The sequence below is a fragment of the Paenibacillus xylanivorans genome (genome assembly GCF_001280595.1).
Lineage (GTDB): Bacteria > Bacillota > Bacilli > Paenibacillales > Paenibacillaceae > Paenibacillus > Paenibacillus xylanivorans.
The window spans coordinates 483,500-507,992 of the sequence record NZ_LITU01000059.1; the positions used below are offsets into that span (position 1 = coordinate 483,500).

The 24,493-nt window shown below is 44.1% G+C and carries 30 protein-coding genes; 7 read left to right on the forward strand and 23 right to left on the reverse strand.

Translation table 11 applies throughout. The annotated features are described in order from the left end of the window. Nucleotides 1-80 precede the first annotated feature (80 nt). On the forward strand, nt 81-968 hold the full coding sequence (locus tag AMS66_RS15115) for a TetR/AcrR family transcriptional regulator (protein WP_053781559.1): 888 nt from the start codon (nt 81-83) through the stop codon (nt 966-968). A gap of 115 nt (nt 969-1,083) precedes the next feature. Here the strand turns inward: AMS66_RS15115 and AMS66_RS34710 are convergent, their stop codons facing one another. The 3 genes from AMS66_RS34710 to AMS66_RS15125 all read right to left on the reverse strand — a co-directional run bounded on the left by AMS66_RS34710 (nt 1,084) and on the right by AMS66_RS15125 (nt 2,711). Next, complete coding sequence (locus AMS66_RS34710; RefSeq protein ID WP_160319690.1) at nt 1,084-1,272, reverse strand: stalk domain-containing protein; 189 nt, start codon at nt 1,270-1,272, stop codon at nt 1,084-1,086. Further along, a complete protein-coding gene (locus AMS66_RS32730) occupies nt 1,269-1,460 on the reverse strand; it encodes a hypothetical protein (protein ID WP_053781560.1) in 192 nt (63 codons plus the stop codon). The genes AMS66_RS34710 and AMS66_RS32730 overlap by 4 nt, the downstream gene beginning before the upstream one ends. A gap of 90 nt (nt 1,461-1,550) precedes the next feature. Next, nucleotides 1,551-2,711, reverse strand: coding sequence for a serine hydrolase domain-containing protein (locus tag AMS66_RS15125; RefSeq protein WP_053781644.1), 1,161 nt, complete (start codon nt 2,709-2,711; stop codon nt 1,551-1,553). A gap of 185 nt (nt 2,712-2,896) precedes the next feature. On the opposite strand from AMS66_RS15125, the gene AMS66_RS15130 reads away from it, so the two are divergent. Next, the gene (locus AMS66_RS15130; RefSeq protein ID WP_053781561.1) at nt 2,897-3,337 is read left to right on the forward strand and encodes an Lrp/AsnC family transcriptional regulator; all 441 of its coding nucleotides are present in this window, start codon (nt 2,897-2,899) and stop codon (nt 3,335-3,337) included. A gap of 23 nt (nt 3,338-3,360) precedes the next feature. On the opposite strand, the gene AMS66_RS15135 is transcribed toward AMS66_RS15130, so the two are convergent. Next, entirely contained in the window at nt 3,361-4,476 is a 1,116-nt protein-coding gene (locus AMS66_RS15135) for an MFS transporter (RefSeq protein WP_082350724.1), read from the reverse strand. A gap of 395 nt (nt 4,477-4,871) precedes the next feature. Here AMS66_RS15135 and AMS66_RS32735 point away from each other — a divergent pair, with 395 nt between their 5' ends. Further along, nucleotides 4,872-5,015, forward strand: a complete 144-nt coding sequence (locus tag AMS66_RS32735; protein WP_160319691.1) for a hypothetical protein — start codon at nt 4,872-4,874, stop codon at nt 5,013-5,015. 233 nt (nt 5,016-5,248) lie between these two features. On the opposite strand, the gene AMS66_RS15140 is transcribed toward AMS66_RS32735, so the two are convergent. From AMS66_RS15140 to AMS66_RS15195, 10 genes are all read right to left on the reverse strand, one after another. Beyond that, the gene (locus tag AMS66_RS15140) at nt 5,249-5,794 is read right to left on the reverse strand and encodes a hypothetical protein (protein WP_053781563.1); all 546 of its coding nucleotides are present in this window, start codon (nt 5,792-5,794) and stop codon (nt 5,249-5,251) included. Nucleotides 5,795-5,818: 24 nt separating this feature from the next. After that, nucleotides 5,819-6,184 carry a hypothetical protein gene (locus AMS66_RS15145; protein ID WP_053781564.1) on the reverse strand — a complete coding sequence of 122 codons (366 nt, stop codon included), beginning with the start codon at nt 6,182-6,184 and terminating at the stop codon, nt 5,819-5,821. A gap of 364 nt (nt 6,185-6,548) precedes the next feature. After that, on the reverse strand, nt 6,549-6,896 hold the full coding sequence (locus AMS66_RS15150; RefSeq protein WP_082350713.1) for a hypothetical protein: 348 nt from the start codon (nt 6,894-6,896) through the stop codon (nt 6,549-6,551). 56 nt (nt 6,897-6,952) lie between these two features. Further along, complete coding sequence (locus AMS66_RS15155; protein ID WP_053781565.1) at nt 6,953-7,819, reverse strand: aminoglycoside phosphotransferase family protein; 867 nt, start codon at nt 7,817-7,819, stop codon at nt 6,953-6,955. 58 nt (nt 7,820-7,877) lie between these two features. Continuing rightward, entirely contained in the window at nt 7,878-8,306 is a 429-nt protein-coding gene (locus AMS66_RS15160; RefSeq protein WP_053781566.1) for a GNAT family N-acetyltransferase, read from the reverse strand. A 17-nt stretch (nt 8,307-8,323) separates the two neighbouring features. Continuing rightward, the gene (locus AMS66_RS15165) at nt 8,324-8,806 is read right to left on the reverse strand and encodes a DinB family protein (RefSeq protein ID WP_053781567.1); all 483 of its coding nucleotides are present in this window, start codon (nt 8,804-8,806) and stop codon (nt 8,324-8,326) included. 500 nt (nt 8,807-9,306) lie between these two features. Then, on the reverse strand, nt 9,307-9,834 hold the full coding sequence (locus AMS66_RS15175; RefSeq protein WP_053781569.1) for a cysteine hydrolase family protein: 528 nt from the start codon (nt 9,832-9,834) through the stop codon (nt 9,307-9,309). Nucleotides 9,835-10,345: 511 nt separating this feature from the next. Next, nucleotides 10,346-10,891: a GrpB family protein gene (locus AMS66_RS15185; protein ID WP_053781571.1), complete on the reverse strand. Its 546-nt coding sequence runs from the start codon at nt 10,889-10,891 to the stop codon at nt 10,346-10,348. Between the two features lie 110 nt (nt 10,892-11,001). After that, nucleotides 11,002-11,571 carry a hypothetical protein gene (locus tag AMS66_RS15190; RefSeq protein WP_053781572.1) on the reverse strand — a complete coding sequence of 190 codons (570 nt, stop codon included), beginning with the start codon at nt 11,569-11,571 and terminating at the stop codon, nt 11,002-11,004. Nucleotides 11,572-11,698: 127 nt separating this feature from the next. Further along, complete coding sequence (locus AMS66_RS15195) at nt 11,699-13,189, reverse strand: glycoside hydrolase family 43 protein (protein ID WP_053781573.1); 1,491 nt, start codon at nt 13,187-13,189, stop codon at nt 11,699-11,701. 177 nt (nt 13,190-13,366) lie between these two features. Between AMS66_RS15195 and AMS66_RS15200 the strand changes: the two genes are divergently transcribed. Then, nucleotides 13,367-14,269, forward strand: coding sequence for an ArsR/SmtB family transcription factor (locus AMS66_RS15200; protein WP_053781574.1), 903 nt, complete (start codon nt 13,367-13,369; stop codon nt 14,267-14,269). An 86-nt stretch (nt 14,270-14,355) separates the two neighbouring features. Here AMS66_RS15200 and AMS66_RS15205 read toward each other — a convergent pair whose 3' ends face one another. The 7 genes from AMS66_RS15205 to AMS66_RS15235 form a co-directional block, all read right to left on the reverse strand. Then, nucleotides 14,356-14,817, reverse strand: a complete 462-nt coding sequence (locus tag AMS66_RS15205) for a DUF6896 domain-containing protein (RefSeq protein ID WP_053781575.1) — start codon at nt 14,815-14,817, stop codon at nt 14,356-14,358. A gap of 86 nt (nt 14,818-14,903) precedes the next feature. Next, on the reverse strand, nt 14,904-15,314 hold the full coding sequence (locus AMS66_RS15210; protein ID WP_053781576.1) for a DUF6157 family protein: 411 nt from the start codon (nt 15,312-15,314) through the stop codon (nt 14,904-14,906). A 65-nt stretch (nt 15,315-15,379) separates the two neighbouring features. Then, nucleotides 15,380-15,811: a GNAT family N-acetyltransferase gene (locus tag AMS66_RS15215; RefSeq protein ID WP_053781577.1), complete on the reverse strand. Its 432-nt coding sequence runs from the start codon at nt 15,809-15,811 to the stop codon at nt 15,380-15,382. Nucleotides 15,812-16,026: 215 nt separating this feature from the next. Next, entirely contained in the window at nt 16,027-17,250 is a 1,224-nt protein-coding gene (locus AMS66_RS15220; RefSeq protein ID WP_053781578.1) for an amidohydrolase, read from the reverse strand. A 123-nt stretch (nt 17,251-17,373) separates the two neighbouring features. Then, a complete protein-coding gene (locus AMS66_RS15225; protein WP_053781579.1) occupies nt 17,374-18,129 on the reverse strand; it encodes a DUF1361 domain-containing protein in 756 nt (251 codons plus the stop codon). Nucleotides 18,130-18,633: 504 nt separating this feature from the next. Next, nucleotides 18,634-19,188: a methylated-DNA--[protein]-cysteine S-methyltransferase gene (locus AMS66_RS15230; protein ID WP_053781580.1), complete on the reverse strand. Its 555-nt coding sequence runs from the start codon at nt 19,186-19,188 to the stop codon at nt 18,634-18,636. A gap of 59 nt (nt 19,189-19,247) precedes the next feature. Further along, entirely contained in the window at nt 19,248-19,952 is a 705-nt protein-coding gene (locus AMS66_RS15235; protein WP_053781581.1) for a DNA alkylation repair protein, read from the reverse strand. Nucleotides 19,953-20,128: 176 nt separating this feature from the next. Between AMS66_RS15235 and mgtE the strand changes: the two genes are divergently transcribed. After that, nucleotides 20,129-21,499 (forward strand): magnesium transporter, encoded by a 1,371-nt coding sequence (gene mgtE, locus AMS66_RS15240; protein ID WP_053781582.1) that lies wholly within the window; start codon nt 20,129-20,131, stop codon nt 21,497-21,499. 194 nt (nt 21,500-21,693) lie between these two features. On the opposite strand, the gene AMS66_RS15245 is transcribed toward mgtE, so the two are convergent. After that, a complete protein-coding gene (locus tag AMS66_RS15245) occupies nt 21,694-22,197 on the reverse strand; it encodes a hypothetical protein (protein WP_053781583.1) in 504 nt (167 codons plus the stop codon). A gap of 158 nt (nt 22,198-22,355) precedes the next feature. Here AMS66_RS15245 and AMS66_RS15250 point away from each other — a divergent pair, with 158 nt between their 5' ends. Together AMS66_RS15250 and AMS66_RS15255 are read left to right on the forward strand one after the other, a co-directional pair. Further along, entirely contained in the window at nt 22,356-22,937 is a 582-nt protein-coding gene (locus tag AMS66_RS15250) for a LysE family translocator (protein ID WP_053781584.1), read from the forward strand. 21 nt (nt 22,938-22,958) lie between these two features. Then, a complete protein-coding gene (locus tag AMS66_RS15255) occupies nt 22,959-23,735 on the forward strand; it encodes an AraC family transcriptional regulator (protein WP_053781585.1) in 777 nt (258 codons plus the stop codon). A gap of 137 nt (nt 23,736-23,872) precedes the next feature. On the opposite strand, the gene AMS66_RS15260 is transcribed toward AMS66_RS15255, so the two are convergent. Next, nucleotides 23,873-24,439, reverse strand: coding sequence for a hypothetical protein (locus AMS66_RS15260; RefSeq protein WP_053781586.1), 567 nt, complete (start codon nt 24,437-24,439; stop codon nt 23,873-23,875). Nucleotides 24,440-24,493 lie beyond the last annotated feature (54 nt).

Sequence of the window (24,493 nt, forward strand, 5' to 3'; positions counted from 1 at the left end):
TATGACTTTGGAGTTTTTGCGTCAATTTCCTTTATTGACCACAATAAGAGGACATGTCAGAATGTGTAGGGGTGGTTAAAATGGAACAATTCAAAAGACAACTAATCGTCGTTACAGCAATGCGCATTTTTAGAGAAAAAGGATATTTCTCTGCCTCCATGCAGGACATCGCAGAAGCTTGTAGCATGGCCAAGGCGAGCATATATAAAGTATTTTCCTCTAAGGAAGATTTATTTACCGGGGTATTTGTCGAGGTACACAGAATCCTGTTCGAAGAGGCAAGGGAGCTTGATCGGAGACTTCGGCTCGAGGGGCTTCCACCAAAGGAAGTGCTGCGCCAGAAGATCGAATTTCAGCTGCAATATATGCTTGAAAATTATTTTTTCACCAGTGAGTTTAAAGAGCTTCCGGTCACAAGCAACGAGAACTTTCTAATCGAATGGAGAAAAAAACGTGCCTCTCTGCTGACCTTACATCAGGATTGCTTCTATGAAACATACGGCGAGCCTATTCTCCCATATCTCGGGGATGTTGTCGCTATCTTCCGCGGCATGGTCAAAGAATATTTGTCTCACACTTTTCAAGCGGTGATTGCTGTTCCCATGGCTAATTTGGCCGGATTTATTGTGGATCGGCTGGATGTTGTTATCGGAGATTTGATCGCCAGCAAAGCCCAACCTGTGCTCAAGGCATCAAGTGCCTTTTTCAACGAAATCAATCCACCAGATGACCAGACCCGGCAGGACAATCTAGATGAGCTTCTGAAGTTTTTTGCCGATAAAATCCGCGAGCTGCCACAGCCAGAGCCCATTCAGAATGAACTGCTTGAGGTCATCGAATGGCTAAAGTTAGAGTTAGGACAACCAAAGCCTAATGGTACTCTTCTACGGGTATATATTAACTTTTTGGATTCAGTTAGCGAGTTAGCACCTTATGTACGACAGCTTAGTCTCGTACTGAAACGTTAGGCAGTAGAATAAGATCCATTACAAAGAAAAGCAACTGAAATTAATCAGTTGCTTTTCTTCATATAAATATAATTACTCCCTCATTAACTATTGTCGAGATTAATTCCCCGCAGCATCACTTCAAGTCCCCACTGGAACCGATCCATGATGACAGCTTCTCCTGAGAACAATTCCTCATCGTGCTGCCAATCTTCAGGGAGAAAGAGGGACCTTCATTCGAACCGCTCACGGTACGGATCGCTTGATCCCATTTCACTTGGACGCCCAGCTTCTCCAGAAGGGACCGAAATGGGACGAGTGTCACACCTTTTTCGATGATCGGTGCGGAATTACTGAACTGGATTTGCTTTTCATGAAATCCATTCCCATGCTCAGCAACAGCATCAGTGCAGCAAAAATCATGGATTTGCCAATGGTTCTTTCAGGAAAGATCATATAGGCAGCTAGAAAATTGCCTGCAGAAACAAACAGGTAATTGCGGATGCGATCCATCTTCTCATCTCATTTCGGAATCAAATTTAGAACTCACTGTAACCTATTGCCCACCTTATCATAATTTTCCATATAAATCCATAATACGACTTATCCCTTTAGCCCAATCCCTTCATAGACAGCCTCGCAAAGTTCCGTTGTGAACCTGCCCGACATGCCCTCCAGAGCTGTATTGGTAAACGCGACAACGCTCAGTTCTTCTGTTGGATCAACAAACCAGGAGTGACCATAGGTTCCTCCCATACGCCATGTTCCAGCAGACTCCGGTGTACCTGCCTCTACCGGATCTTTCAGCAACGTGAATCCCAGGCCAAATCCTCTGCCTGGCCAATAAGGCATGTCCAGATCGCTAATCTGATTAGTCGTCATTTCGGCGACCATCGCTTTAGGAAGAAGGGAACCTCCACCTTGACGCAGCGTTTCAAGCAATATAAGAAAGTCTCCTGCACTTCCTATCATGCCCGCACCACCCGAAAGATAAGACGATGGATCAAGGTATCTTTCGGGTGCGAGTTGGAAGCCCCCCGTTCCTTCAATAAAAGGTACATGGTCCTCATCGCGCAAGCGACGAGGTTGCCCCGAACTGTTGGAACTGTCCGCATAGGCAGCGGTTATTCTCTCCGAGTCCACAGCGACAAAATCCGTATCCTTCATGCCCAGTGGATGAGTCACGAGCAGTTGTACGGCCTCTCGCAGTGTCAGCCCTGTCACTTTCTCAATAACTGCACCGAGTACATCTGTTGCAATCGAATATCTCCACATCTTCCCCGGCTCATACAACAGTGGAGCAGAAGCAATCCTCTGCAAATTTTCTTCCAGCGTAATGCCAGCGATATCCATCCCATCTGATACTCCTGCAAGTTCGTACGTTCCCTCGTTCTCCTGAAAAAAACGATACGTTAACCCCGCCGTATGTGTCATCAGATGATGAACCGTCATGGAGGCAACTTCTCCATTTGGCTGTTTGGGACGGAATTCAGGCAGCCATTTCATAACCGGGTCATCCAGCTTTAATTTACCTTGGGATATCAATACCATGGCGGCGGTGGATACAATCGGTTTGGTTACAGAAGCATACCTGAACAGCGCATTTTCTTGCATCCGTCTGTTCTGTTCTCGATCGGCGAGGCCATCCGCGCTGTTATAGACCACTTCCCCTTTCCAGGCAATCTGAACAACGGAACCCACAATTCTTTTTTCTGCCAACGTACGGTTAATCACTTCTTCTACAAATGCAGGATTAAACTTCATATATCTGTCTCCCATTTCACTCTTCCCCTCCATGTGCAATGTGCTTGATTATTTAAAGTAAGTGTGCTTATTATATAAATGATCTCATCCGTATTACATAAGACAACCAAGTTATCCGCTTTAATCTGCGATGAATATAAAGGTATTCACAAAGCATTTCCTATAATTTAAAAGGGGGCCATCTCATGGACCAAATCGATACTAATATCCTCTTTCATTTGCAAAACCAGGCAAGGCTATCCATGACGGAACTGGGCAAGCTGGTAGGTTTATCTCAACCCGCCGTAACGGAACGCGTGAAGCGATTGGAAGAAAGCGGTGTAATTGAGGAGTACCGCACCATCATTTCCCCGCAGAAAATAGGGAGGTCAAGTACTTCCTATCTTCTTTTTCGCACACGGGATTGTCATGCCTTTCTTGATTTCTGCCGTTCGTCACCTGAAGTGATCGAATGTCATCGCATGAGCGGAGAGCATAACTACCTGTTGAAAATCATGACGGATTCGATTGCTGGTCTTGAAGCGTTCGGAGACCGATGCGATCAATACGGTACTTACACCACCCTCATCGCGATGTCTTCACCTATTGCAACCAAAAATCTCATCGAAGGAACGAATGCGGTGTAAATGCATTAATCGGTCATCGTTTCTTAGCCTGTCTTGGGAAAACCATGTTTGCTGGGGGACCAGGCGACGAGTAAGGCTATAACGATCAACAGGATCAGGGAAATCGGCAGGAAACGAGCCCCCATCTGGTCCAGAAGGATGGCTCCGACGATCCCGCCTCCTCCGATCCCCAGGTTCCATGCTGTCACCAGCATGGATTGGGCAATATCGGCACTTTGGCCTCCCGCCTGCGCAATTGCAGTCTGTAATAACGTAGCCGCTCCGCCAAATGTAAGCCCCCACGCCACTACTCCCAGAATGATCATCATCGGTTGATGGATAAAGATCCCCATCGCCAGCGAGGCCAGCGCAAATAGAACAAGGCTAACCAGAATCAATAATCTCATGTAACGGTCAATCAACAGCCCAATCATCCATATACCAATCACCGAAGTCACTCCAAAGATCATCAGAACCAGGTCCACCCGTTCGGACAGCATCGTCTCGCCGAGATAAGGTGAGATATACGTGTACAGAATGTTATGGGCCAGTACCCAGGTCAGAACAACAAACAATATGGGACGAATCCCCGGTATAACAAAGATCCGATGAAGCGCAAGCTGCTGACGTGCAGGCTCACCCTCATAGTCAGGTACTTTCCAGAGCACCCACAATACAAGCACTACCGTCAATAATGAGACTGTTCCAAAAATAAGACGCCATCCTGCGTAATTGCCCAAAAAGGTACCCAAGGGAACGCCCAATGCAAGCGCGAGCGGTGTGCCTACCATAGCGACAGCCATCGCTTTTCCCTTTAACGAGTCTGAAACCATCCGGCGTGCGTAACCTGCAGTCATCCCCCACAACACTCCAGCAGACACGCCCGCCATGAAGCGAGCAGCAAGGGTCAAACCATATACCGAAGATACAGCCGTAATCGTGTTAAAAATCAGAAAACCGAAGATGCATGATAGCAGCAGCGGCCTGCGTCTCCATCCACGAGTTGCTGTCGTCAGAGGAATTGCCGCTAGAAGAGATCCCAACGCATACAAAGTGACGAGCTGTCCAGCCAAACCTTCCCTGATCTCCAGATCCTGCGCTATCTGCGGCAGCAGCCCCGCCGGCAGGCTTTCTGTAAGAATGCATATAAATCCAGCCATGGCCAAAGCGAGCAGAGCTGACCAGGGGAGGCGTTCTTTTGCGATTGTGTTCGCGTTCACAAAGACTCTCCTTTATCCCTTATTTTTGTATAATCCAGAAGCCTCTGGCCTACAAAATAAGCTTATAAAATCGGACCAACATTTGGCATACTTAATCAACGGCAGATCGATCGTTTTAGGAGGATAATCCATTTAATTACGGTGTTTCACTTCGAATTTCAATGTAAACGCTATTAAACAGTAATCATCGCATGCTGGATCATTACAGAGGATGGGAGAATGTCGAAGGGAACATCGAAGATGATTGATAGCATTCCTGTTACTCGCTAGAATGATAAGATAATACACAAGTTTTCATTCCATTACCTTCTGACCTTGCAAAAGCGGGCATCGTCATGAATGAAGTTATTGAGAATGTGTCGCTCGAATTGTTGCCTGCATTGAATCCGGATCGTATTTTCATGATCATCTCCGGTAGTGAAGCAGATAACAACAAGCGCTCACTAAGCTGCGTGACAATGCAGTCTGGAAAGGCCTGAAGGCTGTGAAGAGCAACCAGGTTTACCTGGTGGACAACACGGTCTGGGTAGCTGGATTTGGACCGATTGCCTATGGTCAGGTTCTGGATGAAGTAGAACAAGCTTTGCTTGGAAACTGAACACAAGATTACTAGAGATTTGCAGCATAAATAAAAAAACAGGTATGTCGTTTACATGAAGGGAGAAGGCCCTCAAGGTAAATGCATGCCTGTTTATGTTTATGATTTCTCATTTTAATGTAAAGCCCCCGAGTAGGTTTCCATCAGTTCATTAGAGAGCTGAATGGCTTCGGAACGATTCGTTGCGGGCATGGAGAGCATGAGCCCATCTTCGGAGCTCCAGCTTTTACTGTTCTGCTCTCCGCTTGAATCCTCCTCCGAAATGGCGATGGTGAGTTTGCTGAATGCACGATCTACGAATAGTGTTCCGTATAGGAAGATACCCGTTTTCCCATTTTCATAAATGAAGTATTCCATCAATCCGTATCCCTCGTGAAAACGAATTTTGAGCATCTTTTGATCTTCGGGTACAGGGAAAGGCTCACCTTCAATATCAATAGTTCCTCTGAATATGTAATCACCCGAGGTCGTTAGATAACGCTTGCCATTCATCTTGATATGAACCGTTTGCTCTGGCTCCCTGTTGTCTTCTCCCCCCAGCCGATACTTTACACCCACACCAACAAGATGGATCGTTCTGGGCAGAAACAGAAGAACTACACTGATCACAATCATTAATACCCAGATGGCAAGAACGATCGAAATGATTTTTTTCTTCATGGTCCATCTCCTCAACTCATCGGTCTACAATTTTTGAAGATATACTGTCTCTTCCTGATCTTCATTCCATTGAATATGGACAGGGATGGGAAAGTCTTCATTCTCCAGATATTTCGGACCCGAGGCGTGCTTAATATCCCGGAAAGGTGTACCTAGATCTTCTTCCAATCCGCTTGCCGCTAGATCTTTACCGCCAAATTGATAACCAACATCTTTCACCATATTTTCGTCACCGATGTATCGGATCGTAAATTCAACCATACCGGTTTGAAACCTGTTGGTGACCACAACTTTCCAATGTTCGCTTTCCCCATTCAGAGATATGATCCTGTCAGAACATCCTACGAGAATAAACAAGAGCACAACAATAGCCAAGTACTTAATCTTCATTTTCTCTCTCCTTATCAAAGATGGTACATGAATTAATTACAAATTATAACATATAAATCACTCACATAACTGTTTAAAGCAATCCTTTTGCTTCTCATTCCGGCAATGAATCAAGTTTATGCTCACAGATGTTTTTAAAGCGCACGGCTGAAATTAGCACAACATATTGCATACAACAAAAAAACCGGCCACCTTGTGACCGATTCAATCAGCTCCTCGGGGAGCGTTGGCGTATATGTGTGAATGACAAGTAGCCCTATGATTGATACTGCTTAATGATGCGCCAGAACGAATCCTTCGGCTGTAGCTGCTGATCGAACACAAAAGGCCAGTTTTTGCGTCCACGCACGTAGAAATTGTCCGGTTACAACTTGTCCACCTGTAATAATGTTACCGGCTTCACCGTACAAGCTGGACTGATCTGCTCCTCCGTCAGTATGTTCAGCTTGATGAGGCTTTTCAGCTTATGACTGTCCACCTTGGACAGCAGTCGCCAGATGTCCGGATCGGGAAGGGAAGCGTATAGCTTCTGATCATCATATTCCTTGCGGTGCTGAAGCACCGCTTTTACGGCGTATCCGCCAACTTGTGTCTCATAGACGCCCTGCTCCTCACAATACCCGACAATCTCATCTCGTAACACAGATAATCGTTGTTCAATTTCTTTTTGCAGCTGTTTCAGTTCAAAATAAGTTTGCACCTTCTGTTCCATACCTATCACGCTCCTCTATACCATAGGTATGCATCGAAGGGCGGTTTAGGACAGTACTACAACAGTTCATGATTTAAATATGAATTATTGCCAATAATCTTTTTAATCCGTTGCATCACATCTGGACCCATGGGTACATTAGCCACTCGCTTTAACAGAATCCAACGCAAACAAGCCATCGCTTCAAAAATCTCTGTATCGTCCGGTGTGTATTCCGTCAGACTCTTGAATAGAGCACTGTACATCTTACCGTTTCGTTCCCCCGCATATATCGTCATCAAAAAAATGGACCACGCTATATCGTACCTCGGATCACCGAGCTGCCCATTCGTCCAATCGATGATCGTATATTGATCATCTTCCTCCAGAATATTTCCCAGGTTATAATCACCGTGGATCAAATGATCCTGCCTAAACTCAGTCCGTTGAAGTAGGCTCGTCAGGATCTGATAGATATCCTCATGCAGTTCAATGGAGGGAAAGAAATATCCAACGAAGTCATATTGTGATATGAAATTTGCATCCGTCTTATCCGTATCATCATTTACATCATAGCCATGGACCTTAATTAACATTTGAGCCAAATGCTCCAGCTTGGTTTTGCTTAACTTGGCTATAGGCTCCCCGTCATAACTCGTTAAGAGAACCTGATTAGAATCCACATCCATGCCCCAACCGTACGGTTTGGAGACTTGTATTCCCCTCTGGTTTAGTTCAGATAAAAGTTCATACTGGCTGCGAATATCGGGTTTGGAGTCCTTGTTCCATATCTTTAACACATAAGAGTGATCGTTGCATTCTATCTTCACAACATCTGCCTCCAGCCCCGGTGACAGAGGAAGCAACTTGTATGGTTTTCCAAGTAGGCAGCGAATCTCTTCATTCAAATCAACCCAACGGATACTTTCCAAAGATATAATCATTTTGCCCGACCCTTCTTTGTGAATTTAGAAATAACGGTATCTGATACTCCATTAATCTTTATAATGATTTATCAAAAACCTTCTGCCACTTCTTCTCTTCATATCCGATGGCAATATAGAACTGATGCGCATCTTCCCTTATCCCGCTTGATCGCACCCTGATTTTGTTAAACCCGTTCATCCGTGCCCATTTCTCACATTCGCTCATGATCTTTTTACCGATTCCCGCACCTCTATGATGCTCATCGACAACCAAGCCACCAATCTCGGCAAAAGGGGCACTCTCGATAGAATGTCTTCCCTGTACGTGCCCCCAACCCACAACAAGGGAATCGATCTCAGCTACGCAAACATAATGATCGGTCATTGAGCTTAGTCGATTCAACCTTTCGATGATCTCTTCTGTTGTACTGGTGTAACCCAGTTGATAGGATAATTGGCTAATCCCCTCGCCATCCCCAATTCTAGCTTCTCTGCAATGAATCATATTGTCTCCTTTTCACTCTAGTTGTCAGGTGTAATAAGGCCTTTACCAATGAAATTGGCAGACACAGGCTTCTTGTCCAGTTCTCTGGACCATACCGATAATTGCCCCATATGGTGAATCTCATGAGCAATCACGTGACGCATCACTTCTCCCCACGATTCCTTGACGACGGTGCTATCCAATTCAGGATCGATGTAAGGTCTCTTTTCCATGCTAGGATCCCAGGATAGAACAAATGTCTCCACATCGGGTCGCAGCTTGCGCTCGAACTGTCTCACAGCTTCCAGTGTCTTATAGTCTTCAAAATTCTCCATACCATCCGGTTTGCCCTGCAATACTTGGAGCCAACTCCACTCTACATCAATGATATGAAAAAACGTTTGCAATATATTGCCTACTCCGCCTGTTCGAGGCCTAAGCAGCTCTTCAAGCGGTACATCCTCACACCACTGAAACCATTGCTCACGCACGATCCAGTTATAACGAAAGAAAGATTCCATTCAGCCATTCTCCTTTACTACTCATGCGTTTTAAGTGTTTTGATCAGTTCCATATTGGCAAAAGTTTTGTCCGAATGTTCACGCTCTCCGTAAATCCCGCTAATCTGATCAAATCCCGATTTGGTCCAAAATCGTAATGCAGGCAATCGTGCTTTCTATGATAACCCACGATATGGTAAAAACAAAAGAGCCGCGATCGTCGCAGCTCCCTACTCTTTTAGCGTTGTCATTCTCTTCTTTACATAGAGTAAAACATGAATTCCAGCGTAAATAAACAGGACATTAAATAAATACAGTAGAGCATTCACATATACAGTGGAAAGGAACCAGATCGTATCATCAGGTTTCTTATAGTGATAATCAGTAAAGAATCGCAATGGAAAACCATACTCTGTTCGTAAAGGCCCCTCCGTATAGACTTTTCCTGGAATGAAAATGACTGCTAACACTGCAAGCCAGGCTGAAAGATTAAATATTCTTTTATTAAACGTCAATTCATCTCATCCATTCATTACATTTTCGGTACCCACCACATTCGCAAACATGCTGAGAACCGAATTGTGGTGTTCTATAATCTGCTCAGCTTGAAGAATGTTGGAATTCCATGTGCTATGAGCATCACGAACCAAGGTTACTGCATAGCCAAGGCTACTTGCTCTGCGGCAAGTCGTATCCACGCATATCTCCGTCTGCATGCCAGTCAGAATAAGATCCTTCACTTCGTTTTCTTGTAATTTCAGATTCAGATCTGTTTCGTGAAACGAATCCGGTGTCTGCTTTTCAATAACAAGGTCACCAGTGATCGGCGCAATGGACGGGTGAATCGCCCAACCTGCCGTTCCACGTTCAAGGGGGCTCCCTGCTCCCTCACTGTGTTGAATGTAGATGACGGAGTGACCTTTTTGCCGAGCCTTGGAAATTAAATGTTGTATTCTCTGAAGCAATAAGTCCCCCTGATATACAGGATCTGATTCATCGAACATGGCTACCTGAACATCGATTACAAGAAGTGCACAGTGGGTTGGCATCTTATATTCCTCCTGAATAATGATATTAAATCAGCACTTTGTTATAACTACGCCTTCCGTTTTCGCACCTTTAACAAACTTTCCAATCCCAGATCGATCAACACAAATATTATAGCAGCAAGGACAGCAAATAAGGTCAAAACTATCGACTCTTTAAAATTTAAATTTTCTTCTCCAGCGCCCATGAGCAAATAATAGATATACATCCCTAGGACTCCAGCACATGCGTAGCCCAGTATCCTCGTACTTAGATATAAGACATGATTGACGAATTGAATTCGGCTCAACAAATAGTCCAGCAATAGGGATAAAGGTAGCCCGATAAATAAGATCAAGGGAGCCGCGTATACAAGATAAGCAATAATATAAAAATCAAAGCTATAGGATTCATTCATGGATATTATACTTGCAGCTAATGTAAAACAAATGATGGTTAGAACGGTCGTTAGCAGCTTTCTTCCAATGTTCATTTCACCACTCCAATTAGGTTACTTGTATCCATTGAATGTTCCTATGCATCAGATTTTGCCGGTTGCCATCCGATTTCTTGGGACCAAATATGAGCCTTCTCTAATATGCTCCACACCATCGGTCCTTTGCCTTCCACATACTTGGGTCGCTGGTCTTTGTATAATGCCATAAGCCTGTGCTTCTCTTCCGCATAGTTCAATCGCTCCTCTGGATGTTCCCTCAAATAATCTCTAAAAAGCAAGTTCATCTGCTCAGAGAAACTCCCTGCTTGTCTTACGTGTACATGTGTTCTCCTGCTTCCGGGTATTTCGCGAAAATATCGCTTGGTTTTATCCGGATTTTCTTCTCTGAATACGAAGCCGACCGCTTCGATTTCATGCTTGTAGTTAAGCAAACCATCATAATTAGTTACGGAAATTTGTATATCTATGATTGGCTTGGCATCCATTCCGACGATGGAAGTTGATCCGACATGGTCAATCCGCACTGCCGTTTCTCCCAATGCTTCTCTTAATGTCATCCCCGTTTCGAGGAACATCTGCCTCCAGGCAGCATCATACGTTGCAATTCTCCATTGATCTTCCATATAGTCCTCCCTTATGCGTCTAATCCAGCTATATGATTAACAACAAGGCCTCGTATACTTTTGTTATATTTTTAGATTATTTAATTCGCAATAAAGGTATTATCCGGAAACTAATAACCATCATTATCTACAACAAGTTTAATTTGTTTGTTTAAATCAATAATATATTCGTATACATCATCTATATTTACTATACCTTCGATCTTCGTCCTCAATAGATTAATGATAAAATTGCTATCATTCTCTCTCAGCCTTATATCATTTAAATAGTTATCATTATAATCATTAATAAAATCTAATTTGTTCTTATAAAATCGAAATCGTTCCAATACATATATTTCCTTAAGATTAATGAACAAAGCCAACAAATCCTTAAGATTTCTGGCCACTAAAGTTACTTGGTTACCAGCTGCCATAGGCTGAATAAAAATAATAGGAGCTTCTTCCAGATCAGTAAAGGATCCGTTAAACGCATAAAAAGCAAAGTGGTCACCATTTGCTCCTGTTCTACCAAATATGATTGCATCATCTGGCGTACAGTAGTATCTATCCTCATCATTATTAAAACTAATATAAAAGCCTACAAAATCCTGGAAGGTTCCAGCATTTCGTTCACGTAGCTCCTTATCTATTCGAACAATGTCTACTAATGATTCAGGCATTTCATATTTTATTTTCACGTTTATACACCTCTTCCTGACATCATAACTATGTACAAGTCTATCGAAAAAGCAACAGTTAGGTTAATTATATATTTAATTGGAATACCAAAAAAGAGAAGGAACAAAAGTCCCTCCCCTTACCTTTTCAAAGATAATCACACTTAAATTTAGAAAACTCAGCCACAGAACCTTCGCCACTAGCGTATAGACCAATGAGCACCCCTGTAAATCCCCCGGCAACTTCTGAGGAAAGGTATTTCGTCTGTGCTGTACCTAATAGGATGTCCTTGCCATCTGCATGCATAAGGAAACTGTAGCGTTCATGGCTTGCCTGTATAACCAATGTGGCATGATGATCACTTCCCAGCTCCACTTCATTTTCGACTGATTTGATATCCCCAATATTCAGACGCTCAATTACCTTATACCCGCTCTGCTCTTTGCGAATGGCCAAGTCATAATGGTGCTGTTCATCCATGTAGATGGTGATGCCTGCCTCTCCGTTCGTAAGACTGACATCAACTGAGATGGTCGCGTCAAAGTCTTTTTGACGTAGGCCAATGAATGTCGGGGATGCTGGAACATCCAGTGTCACTTCGGTTCCTTTTAACTTTATTTTGCCTTGCTCTAACAAGTAATTTTCTGTATTTGGATGACGAAGATAACACCATTCAAGATTCCAATCCGCGTTCTCGAACGTATAGCTTTTCTTCTCTTGTTGAATGACTGTGTCAGAGATACGATCAGTGTCAAAACTCATAAGTGTGGTACCTTTATGCCCTGCCGTAAACCAGCCCTCCTCGTCGAAGGTAACTGGCGTAAGGAATACTTCTCGGCCAAGATGATGATAGGTAAGCCATTGTCCAATCTGACGGAATCCCAAATGAAAAATCCACCAATTCACTTCCTCGTCCTGAATCAGGTCGCCATGACCAACCCCCTGCAGTTCATAACCGCCCAGATTACGGTTGGTCAGAACAGGATTCTTGGCATAGGGCTCGAAAGGACCGGAAGGGGAATCTCCCCGCGCATAAGTGACCATATGACCGTACTCGGTTCCGCCTTCAGATGCCATGAGGTAATAGTATCCATTCATTTTATACAAATGTGGGCTTTCCAGATAGCGTCCGCCTGATCCTTGCCATACTGAACGGCTTGGGGTCTTTTTGTTACCTGTTTCAATGTCAATTTCACACTGAATGATTCCCCCAATCCCTTCATCGTCGGTCCCGTTGCTCATAAAGAAGGCCTTACCGTCTTCAAAATACAAATCCGGATCGATTCCCCCTTGATCCACAATAATCGGTTCTGACCACTCCCCGTGTATATCCTCAGTCCATATGTAGAAATTCTGACGAGTAGTGTCATTGGTTGTGGTCATATAAAATCGCCCGTTGTTGTATCGAATTGTAGGGGCAAATACTCCACCAGAGCTGCTCACAGTCTCCAGATGAATCTGGCTTTTTCGAGTTAAACAATGACCGATTTGGGTCCAATTCAATAAATCTTTGCTTTCAAAAAGCGGGACACCCGGAAAATACTGAAAGGAACTGCACACCAGATAATAAGTGTCATCCACCTTGCAGATGCTCGGATCTGGATAGAACCCTTTAATGACCGGATTATTGTATTTCATTTGAGCCACCTCTTTTTCTATAATTCACATATTTAAGAATCCAACTTCATAAGCAGATAAAAAAATTAAACACTATCGCAATCATACTTTCAATGCATTAGAGTTGAAGGGTCAAGTTAATTTCATTAAATTAATATATATGTGATTTCAATAGACCTGGTTAGGAGATTGTTAAGGATGATCAAAGCGAACGGAGAAGCGAAATTTATACCGTTATACGAAGCACTGGCAAGCGAGGTTAGATGGAGGATCATGGATTTGATTGCAGATAGCGAAATGAATGTGAAGGATATTGCGGCTGCGTTAGAACTTAGCCCCTCCATCGTCACGATGCACATACGAAAGCTTGAGCAAGCCGGACTGATTGATAGCCGTAGGATACGCCTGAATGGAGGCACGCACAAATTGTGTTCCCTCAAACAAAATAACATCGAGATCGAACTACCATCCGCCAGCCGGACAGCAAGGATTAGAGAGCAGACGATTTCAGTGGGGCACTATACTGCATTTGAAGTCCATCCTACCTGCGGTCTTGGGACGCATGAGAAAGAAATTGGTGTTTGGGACGACCCACGCTACTTTCTCGATCCTGAGCGGGTCCACGCTGCCATCCTCTGGTTTGGAAGGGGGTATGTCGAATACAAAACGCCTAACTATATGCTTCCTGATCAGACTGCCAGCGCCATTGAAATTTCAGTGGAAATAGCTTCTGAAGCCCCGGGATTAAGAGATCATTGGCCCTCGGATATCCGATTTACGTTTAACGGTATTTCGCTTGGAACCTGGACAAGCCCAGCTGATTTCGGAAGGGCTGCTCGTGGCAAATATACGCCGACATGGTGGCATCGCAATGTGAATCAATATGGATTATTAAAGACGATTCGTGTTGATGACTCGGGTACGTATATGGATGGAGAGCGGATGTCGGACGTGACGATCGAGGATATCAAACTGGAGGAACCGTTCTGGACACTTCGTTTCACGGTTGACGAGGAGGGATCTAACGTCGGTGGATTGACACTCTATGGTTCCGGGTTCGGCAATCATGACCAGGATATAATCATACGCGTACAACGTTAGCCTTTCTTTATGTAGTAACGAATAATCCCGTTCTTCTCTTCAACACATATCCCCCATTTGAATGAACGGGATGCTGCTGTACGAAGTTAAAGAAGCTTTCTATATTCAACCCCATGAACATGAATAAGCACATTCTGGGCTGCCAACCTTTCGAAAAAATCCAACATATCCCCAAAGGGATTTTCAAAATACGCAATCAGGTGTTCATAATTTGTAGTGGATTTCAAAAAGTTATAAAAAAAATAAGGGTCCATGTTTCCCACATCATCTTTACTGCCGAGAGAAACTTCCAACGTTTGCCCTGTTTCTGCATTCTCGAACATGCAATGCTCTCCATGAACATCGAAATGCCATTTTCCACTCAGGTGGTCTTCACCGTTCAAGACTTCCTCATCGGAAAGCAAGTAGTACGCTCCATCGATAATCTCTTCCTTTTCAGCCTGGCTGGTTTCCGAGATCAATTTATCGATCAGTTTTTGTGCAATTCTTTTGTACGTGTCCATCGCTGCCAATAATGTATCTGTTGTTTCTTTGGTTAAAGCCTGCATCTCTTACCTCCTGCCTGTAACGGTTGTCTTGAAATCCCTTCAATATGGCCATATCACTGCTAAGCATTGATAGTTAGATTATAGAGCTATTGACGGCTCGAACGCATGGCCTTTACATGTTTTAAACTACTATCATTTAAAAAGTCTTTATATTCTTCCGATTCAACAGCGTAGATCGCCACTTTTCCTTGTGAATTATGATGAATGCCCCATCCATAACGCTTGCCTAAGGATGATGTGCGTAGGCAAGGTTGTCCTTTAGAGAAAAACTTGGTTCTCTCTAGTGATCTTTGTTCAACGGGAATATCATTGCGCTGCGCGAATACTTCAAACATAACATCCTCTTGCGTATATTGATAAGGATGGTTTGTTATCATCTCATACTGTAGAACAGGAACAGTTTTGGCGCCATTTTTGGTTTTAGGGAACTCTGCCACTTTAACAGAACAATCTTCTGCTACTGCAATAAAAGTTTCATAATAGTTCATGTCTTTCATCTATATATCCTCCCATCTATTTATTAAAATATGGATACGAATATACAATCAACCTGAAAATCGTTTTATAAATATTTCTTAAAAGCCTTGCTGGATTCACCATCGTATCCTAATTTCGTGTAGAAGCCGTGTGCCTCGTATCTGGATGAACCGCTGGTGAGAAAAACCTTCACACAATTTTTCTGTATGCACACATTCTCTATATACTTCATAAGTTCAGATCCATATCCCTTGCTTTGCACATGCTCCGTAATGATAACCCGCTCAACCACGCCGAAAGGTCTGTTTTCCACCAAGGCATCCATACAGATATGTAAATGCGCCGTCCCGATAACCTGATCACCGACTTCGTAAACAAATAAGAAACTGTTGGGATTATTCCCAACTTTTTCAATCCGCTCTGCCAGTACCTTCGTATTCAGGTTGTTCGGCAATAATTCTTTGTATAACCTTTCAATAACCTCGACATCCCTGGCTTCGGCCTCTCTGATCATCATGTTCCACCTCTCAACTTAAATCGTAACTTAATATGATGTCACCATTGTCCTCGAACTCCCGCTCAAATGATGACTAGTCCATCATAACCCAAAAAGTGGTATATGCGAGCAGTTCCTTCCTCTTTTCTCAACTGCTGATTAGTGCTTCTTTCCTTACAGATCCAGAACAAAAAAACCACGGTTTCCCGTGGTCCATCCTTCCATTATGCTCTATTCTACACCGACCCACTTACCAGATTTCCTTCAAACCATACCGCTTGACGCGCAGACCTTCTGGCAACTGCCTCTGCCGAGCAGCTGGCTTCTACCAGTACAAAACTGGCTGTGTCCCCTACCTTCGGCCATATCTGTTGCCCCTCTGAATCCAGTGGGGTGATGCCACTTGTGACAAATGCAAGCGATTGAGACAAGGACCGTTCATCGTTATACCCGTACAGTTCGGCGAAGCGGCCCGCTTTTTCCAGTTGATCTCCATTACCAAAAGGAGACCAATGATCCGTCAAACTGTCTGTCGCCAGCTTCACGTTCACCCCATGTTTATGGAGCATCGGAAGTGGCATCATCATTTTACCGATAGGCACGGTCGAAGCAACGCTCATACCAAGGGAGGCCATTCGCTTGGCCATGTCTTCCGTTTCTTGCTGCTCCGCACGGGCAAACCAGAACGCATGACTTACAGTAACTTTACCTTGAAGACCTGCCTCTTCGGTCAGATCAGCCAATTGCAGCAACGCTTGTTTACCCGGTTCTCCCGAATCATGCAAATGAATATCGATACCTGCCTGATACTGAACAGCCAGTTCGACCATTGCGTTTAGCGATTTCTCGATATGCTCGTCGACGGTGTGAGGATCAAGCCCACCTACATGAGTGGCCCCTTCTGCCATGGCTTGACGCATGAGTTCAACCGAATTAGAGCGGAGAAGTCCATGCTGCGGGAAAGCAACGATTTCAGAGGATATTTTGCCCGAACATGTCTCCAATGCCTGCTTCGTCGCTTCCAGCCGTTTCAACCCGCTGACCGGTTCAATATTGCAATGACTGCGCACATGGGTAGACCCATACCCCTGAATCAAAGTCAGAATGCTCTCCGCTTGACGCTTCGCATCGGGTAATAGCTTGGGCAGCAACACTTTTTCTTCTTCGATACGTTCGAAAATGCTGGAGATGCGTCGCACCGCTTTCCATGGTGCATCGTAATACGTTTTGTCCAGATGAATATGGGCTTCCTCGAACGAAGGCAGCAGCAACAGTCCTTTACCATCAACCTGCGGCAAGTCACTGGTCAATGCCTTATCCCCATCCACGATGGCTGCAATAACTCCATCCTCAATCCGCAGATGAGCAAGGCTCGTCCGGGTTCCAGTTACCTGTCCGTCTTCCATTACATAACTTTGCTCCAATGCTACGTTGGTTAACCAATATTCCTGCTTCAACATGGTCACTCCCTCTTTGCACTCGGTTTATCCTGCATCGAGTACCGGTTTATCTGTGGTCAATGGTACCATAGGACTTCATTCAGCAAAAATATATAAAACGTTGGTATTCCATACGATTATCGTTTAGATATTATTGGACTTCCCCATCAGTATACGAAGTGTAATATATCCAAAAATTTGAATCACAAATACCATGGCCACAAATTCAACCAGAATGCTGTTGCCTGCACTTAAATCAGTCATGATATCCTTCAAAATTAGGCCAGGCTGCTTCAGGACGTCCCAGCTATTCCACCGATTAAATCTGCCGATGTATACCCCTAGACTGCTCAGGAGTAAAATAACGCCTACAACTACCATACTGCTAAATTGGTTTAATCGTTTATTTAACAATTTGTGGATTTGATGTATCGAGCAAATGGACAGAAGTAAACCCAGTATAGCTACGGCAAACGTCAGGGTGAGGCTATACCAAAAATCAATATTAACCCAGAATTTAGTTTCCCCTTGAGGATCAAAGTATCTGAATGCATGCAGGATTTCTGTGAAAAGATATGCCGAATTCGGTAGAAAGAACAACCAGCCTGCACACATCACCCCGACCAATGCGATACTCGTTTTTGTAAGTTTCATATTGCATACATAACTAATCGTTGATGAAATGATAAATGGAACCCATGCTAAGAAAATGTCCCACGTTAAAAATTGATACATGTTCGTGTTTGTTTTGGTACGCAAGTAGACAGCAACAAGTAGACAACCTATGGTAGCAACGAGTAAAACACTACTCATTTTTAAATAAATTGTATTTTTATTATTGTTCATTTCTTCGCTTTGATTTCCCTTTCCTTGGTGGTATGCCTGAGCAATCCCGATCACCTGATCATTGATTTCATAAACAGCCGTGACTCCGCCTTCCTAGTAATCCACGTCCATCATAACCCTAAATGTCGTATATGCGAACATCTTATGATCGTTTGAGCAAGTGACCGTAACAGCTCTCAGACAATCGTATTATTTTAACGAATCGAGCACACTCTATTTGACGAAATTCCACGGGTCAGTCATCGTAACGAACCGTAGACACCATATTCCCTTGCTCTGTGAGCCTTTGCGCGTCATTCTACAGGTTTTTACTACAATAAGGCTATTGAGGTTCGTTAGCTTTTACACGTCACGTTATTCCTCACAATAAGGTGTAGGAGATTCGTTAGCGCCATGTCCCAGAAGGGAAAGACCCACTTCCGTAATATTTCCGTTTCTCCTCCATACTTCTAACAATAGAGAATGCAAAAACAGGCACTAGAGAGTGCCTGTACATATTTAGAATTGAGCGAAGCACTAGCTGTAGTCCACCGCTTCTTTTATATGAAAATATTATGATTAGAAGTGAAACCGCGCATGCCCGCCATCGGTCACACCTTCAATTTGCTCGATATCCAGAAGTCTTCGCTTCATTTCCAATCCTCCGCGAAAACCGGTCAGCTTGCGGTTGGCACCGATTATGCGGTGACACGGCAGCAGTACGGGAATGGGGTTGGCTCCATTGGCGGCCCCAACAGCTCGCACCGCTGAAGGTCTTCCCACCGCAGCAGCAATGTCGCCATAGGTTCTTGTCTCACCATAAGGAACACGTCCCAGTTCTGTCCATATCTGTAGTTGGAATGTCGTTCCGATCAGATCGAGCGGGATTTCATCGGTGAAGGCCACTTTGTCTCCGGCAAAATAGGATTGCAGCCAATCCATCATGCCTGTCTGCTTCAACGCTGCTTCGTTTTCTTCGAGCTCCACTCCAGGAGCAATTCGGCCAATCCAGCTACTCCAATCTTCAAGCGTTTCATTGGGCATAATGACCCGGCATAACCCTTTTTCGGTGCCAATCAGTACCCACGGACGACCGTCCAGTTCCATTTTGGTCCACATGATGCTCTTTCTCATACGTCTATCGTCCTTTCCCCCGTAGGTTATCTGATTTCTTTTCTCGTTATCCACACATACTACACACGAACCGGTTTCTTCACTTTTCGTTTCATGCTGCGGATGATCTGCTTCGTCTCCGAATCAACACGATAGGACTCTGTTATTTTCTGAAGAGCCTTATTATACGTAAAGTCGTCCAATGTATTGTCCTGCAAATAACGCAGCGTGGCTTCAGGCTGTTTCACATAAGCGATGGAGATTGCCCATGCCACTGCCATTTTCACATAATAACCATCGTGTTGAATGCGATCTAATGAGGCAAGAACTTCGCTGATATATTTTTCTTCCATATAAAAGTTCAACAGCATCACAACCCCGAAGCGAATGTCATACTCCTGGTTGGATACCAGATAGGGCTGCAAGAAATGCCACACCTGATCCAGATGTGCCTTTGTATATTTCAATCCCCCGCAGAAGCTGTCGCATACGGACCAGTTATCAATTTTGGGGACAAACCAAGCGATATGATGCAGCAATTCTTCAATATCTGCTTGGGCATGACCGATGACCATCGCTTGCAGCATGACTTCTTCAAAATAATCATCATCAGCGGTTTGCAGATAGGCGCGCCAGTTCTCTTTTACAATTTGTTTCGCCATCTTGCGTATTTCAGGCAGTCTCACACCTAACAAATTCGTGATATTCGGAATGAGCGCAGCCGAGAATTTCTGATATTCCGGTTCGACCAGAGATAACAATTGTGTTCTTACAACCGTTTCCACATGTCTCCTCCTCATCGGGTTTTCTACATCAAGTATATCCCGGGAGCATTCATTTGTAAGCCCATATCGAATGTTTTAGCAAGATTACAATATCCATTTCCCGTGGTCGCTGTTTAACTTCCATTCCTTTTCGTTTAAGAATACGGAGTTGAACCCATCTAGAAAGGAGACTACATATGAACCGATCCCATCCAAAAAAAGATTTTTCGGTTGAAGAGATTACGGAGCTCCTTGTGCAATTCGTGCAAACCCAAAACCTGACCGAATTTTATAAATGGGCCAAAGAACTGCATCCCTATGACCTTTCTCTCGTATATAAAAAGTTCCCTGAACAAGAGACGAAACGCTTTTTACTTCTATTCAAGCCTGATATTCTCGCCGACATGGCAGAAGCGCTCACGCTTCACGAACAGGTTCATCTATTCGAACAACTAGGTCCGGAACGCACCTTGGAAGTCATGCAGCAAATGGACAAAAGTGATCTGATTCGCTTCATGCATGATCTGCCCCCCAAACGCAGGGAAGAGCTGTTATCTACGATGAACCTGGATCACTCTTCGATTATCCGATCCGTGTTGAACTATCCACCGGAGACGGCGGGACGAATCATGACCGATCATTACCGTACCCTGTTATCGCATGAAACCGCGAAGGAAGCACTGAGAGAATCGCAGGCATCGCTGCACATCCCAGCGACCAGTTACCTGTATGTCACCGATGATGAAGGCAAACTGGTGGGTGTCGTGAGCTATCAATCCCTTGCTCAGGCAGATGACAAGACCAAAGTGGAAGAGCTGATGACCCGACGTGTCATCCATGCAACAGTCGATATGGACCAAGAAGAAGCCGCGCAGCTGTTGCAGCGATATGAGTTTATGGCTCTGCCTGTCGTGGATGAAAATCGCAGACTATGCGGCGTTATTCAAATGGATGATGTCATTGATATTATTATGGACGAAGCCAGTGAAGACATCGCCAAAATGGGTGGTGGCAGTAAAGACATCGATTTTGATACCAAACCGCTGGTTGCCGTCAGACGTCGCCTACCTTGGCTGATTTTATTGTTATTTATCGGACTCATCTCGGGCAGCATCGTGGATTTTTTCGAGGATACACTGAATCAGGTTGTGGCACTGGCGTTCTTCATGCCCATGATAGCTGGTATGACGGGGAATACAGGTACACAATCCCTTGCGGTCGTTGTACGCGGATTAATTGGGCGCAAGCTGGACAAGGCCACAGTGCTCGCTCTAATTGTCCGGGAAATTAAGGTAGGCACAATGATTGGGCTTGTATGTGGCTTGCTAATTACGGTCATCGCCTATTTCTGGCAAGGTGACTGGCTGCTTGGAGCGATTATTGGCGTATCACTATTCTTCACTCTTGTCATTGGAACACTGACCGGTACTTGCATTCCGCTTCTGCTCAGTCGTTTCAAAGTAGACCCTGCGGTAGCCTCCGGCCCATTAATCACTACGCTGAATGATATTTTGTCATTGTTTATCTATTTCGGCATCGCAACCCGTTTTCTGGATGCCTTAATGTAAATTAGCCTTGCAGTCTTTATTCATAGAACAAGTGCTTTAATACAGTAACAAAAAGACTCAACTTCCTCTGTGCATACAGAGAAGTTGGGTCTTGATCTTAATGTTGTTTTACCCTAAAAGAGAACTGCCTTATGCAAAAAGGTAGTTAATTAAACTATCGTGCCCCGTTACCGTAAAGATTTAGCTTACCAAAATCATTTTAATGTATTTGCAATTTCAAGTAATGTTTGGTAATCGTATAACGGTTCAAGATTGTTATTTTTTCCTGAAATAAGAGAGTAAGTTAAACCCTCGTTTCTCCAATAGATGGCACTTACATGTCCGTCTCCTTGGTCCCACGTTTGCGAACCATTAGATAATTTTAGACCTTTCTTCCCATTCGGAGGCGTATCCACCTTTGAGTTTGTAATCATAGTGATCAGGTTCAATCCTCCATCGGTATTTACATACGTGATTTCTACTGCTTCAAATTTACCATTGGTATCTAAAATCCTTGCTGATTTTTGAATAACTTGGAAAGGAACTGACGGTTGTTTGATTTCAAACGGGGTCCTAGCTTCCGCTTCTTCGAATGAAATTTCAACTGGAGGACTCAGATCCAAATTATTGGTCGGCTGTTTACTTTCCGCGTTTTGTAAGCAGGCAGACAATAAAAGAGGTATCATACATAGGAACAGCAACTTACTTACAGCTTTCATTTAATCACCTCGATATCAGAGTAGTTACTTCTATGACGTTTCTATTAGCTGGAAAGTTATGATTTTTTTCCCGCTCATGTGCATTCTGCTGCAATAATGTACTATAAGCCAATGCCTCCCCGGAGTATGATCATGTAACTACAACTCGGGGAGGCACTATGAATCTTACATCTTTTTTCATCTATTGTATTGTCGTTACCTTTACACCTGGCCCCAGCAATATTGTGATTCTCACTTCCGTCGGGCAGGTTGGTCCCCGGAAAACGATGGAATATGTGTGGGGTGCCACCGTTGCATTTGGCTTGTTACTTGCTGCTTCTGCTCTTCTCAATCATCTTCTCGCTGAGGTATTGCCTGGCATTCTCCATGTGATGCAGATCGTGGGTAGTGTTTATATGATATATCTGGCTTATCAAGTCTATAAAATGGGTTCCACGGAGACAGCATCGAAGCAAGTTACGGGGTTTCTGAACGGTTTAATCATGCAGTTTGTGAATCCAAAAGTGGTTCTGTTCACATTCACTGTCATTCCCAGCTATGTGCTGCCGTACTACGATAGCACCATGTCAACGTTTCTGTTCGTGATCATCATTACCATCATCGGCTTCCTGGCCTATTCCAGTTGGGTCGTGTTTGGCTCCGTCTTCAGAACGTTACTCAATCGTCATCAAAAAGCAGTGAGTATCCTTATGGCTCTTTTTTTGTTATACTCAGCCATTATGGTATCGGGAATCATCTAACGCGCGGGAGGTGTGTGCAGCATGGAATTGTTTAACTATAAGAAATCTCAGGACATACTGGCTTTATCCGCCAGCTTTACGGATTTCACCTATAAAAAGCATTGCCACGAGGAATATGCAGTAGGAGTAACGCTTCGCGGTATTCAGCAATACCATCTGGACGGACATTATCAGGCCTCCCACAAAAACGGCGTGATGTTATTCAACCGGGAGCAGTCCCACGATGGAAGTTCCTATGACAAAGCCGGCATAGACTATGTCATGCTATATCTGAAGCCGGATTTGGTCGAAGAGGTTCTTGGGAAAAAGGAATTGCGTTTTAATAACCCCATCGTCTATGACCCTGTGCTTGCACGAAGCATCCTGATGCTGAATGATGCTGTTCAAAACGGACAGGATGAGGCGAGATGCAGTGAACTGCTCTTGGGCCTGTTGCAATTACTCTCCCAGTCGGAAATGGACACCAAGTTGTGGCGGCCTCAGGACAATCTGGTTCGAAAAGCGAAAGAAATGATGTTTTGCAGTATTGAAGACGTGCTGAAACTGGACGACCTGTGTGCGGAATTTAACATGTCCAAGTTTCAATTTATCCGCGAGTTCAAGTCCCAGGCCGGCATATCCCCCTACCAGTTTTTTCTGAATTGCAAGGTGGAGCGTGCCAGACAGTCCATTGAAACACATAAAGATATCTACTCTGCTGTTGCTGAATGTGGATTTGTCGACCTGACCCATCTGAACAGACACTTTAAACGGGTATTCGGTATCACGGCGTATGAATATATGCTGCAGTTAAACTAATTGAATCGGTACGATGTATCCGACCGAATATAGAAAATCCCCGCATGGAACGCGAGCTTACCTCAACGTTCCACACGGGGATTTGATTTTTTTTCCTCCGTTGCCGAAATACCACTTTTCCTTCAATTAGACCTACATTAAGTGCGCTTCTTTCTTCTCCAGATCCAGCCACTTACCAATACAATCAATAGAACAACTCCACCATATATCATGAGATAAGATGACCAACTTCGTCCATGAATGGTTTCTCCAAAATCATCCTGACTCAGCACTTTCCCTGCTCCCAGTAGCTTTAACGCGTCTCCGGCTTGTTCAACGGAAACATTTCCACTACAAAGATTCGTATGCAACTTACTTCCCTCTTCATCCTGGTAGGCAAATATCAGATAGGATTGGTTCTTCTCCAATTGAATCCCACAAGATTCCGAACCGGCATCATTACCCAGGACAGTCATTCGTTTAGAAGAAACACCCTTCCATGCGGTATCCACTTCAAAGGTATATGCTCTCACTCGGTCAGTGCTAAATATTTGCACCCCACCCCTTTTCACCACTTTACCTGTAAAAACCGATGTGGACGTCTTCAGTTTCTCTTGGGCATTCGATTCTACACAGCTGCAAGCATACGCTCGACCTTCCGGTACCAGCAGAAATCCGGCTGTAATGAACAACAGAGCTAACGTTACGATCACTGCACACTTCATTTCTTTTTCCCCTTCCCGTATTGAACATCACTTGCTATGCCATCGGGTAATTTC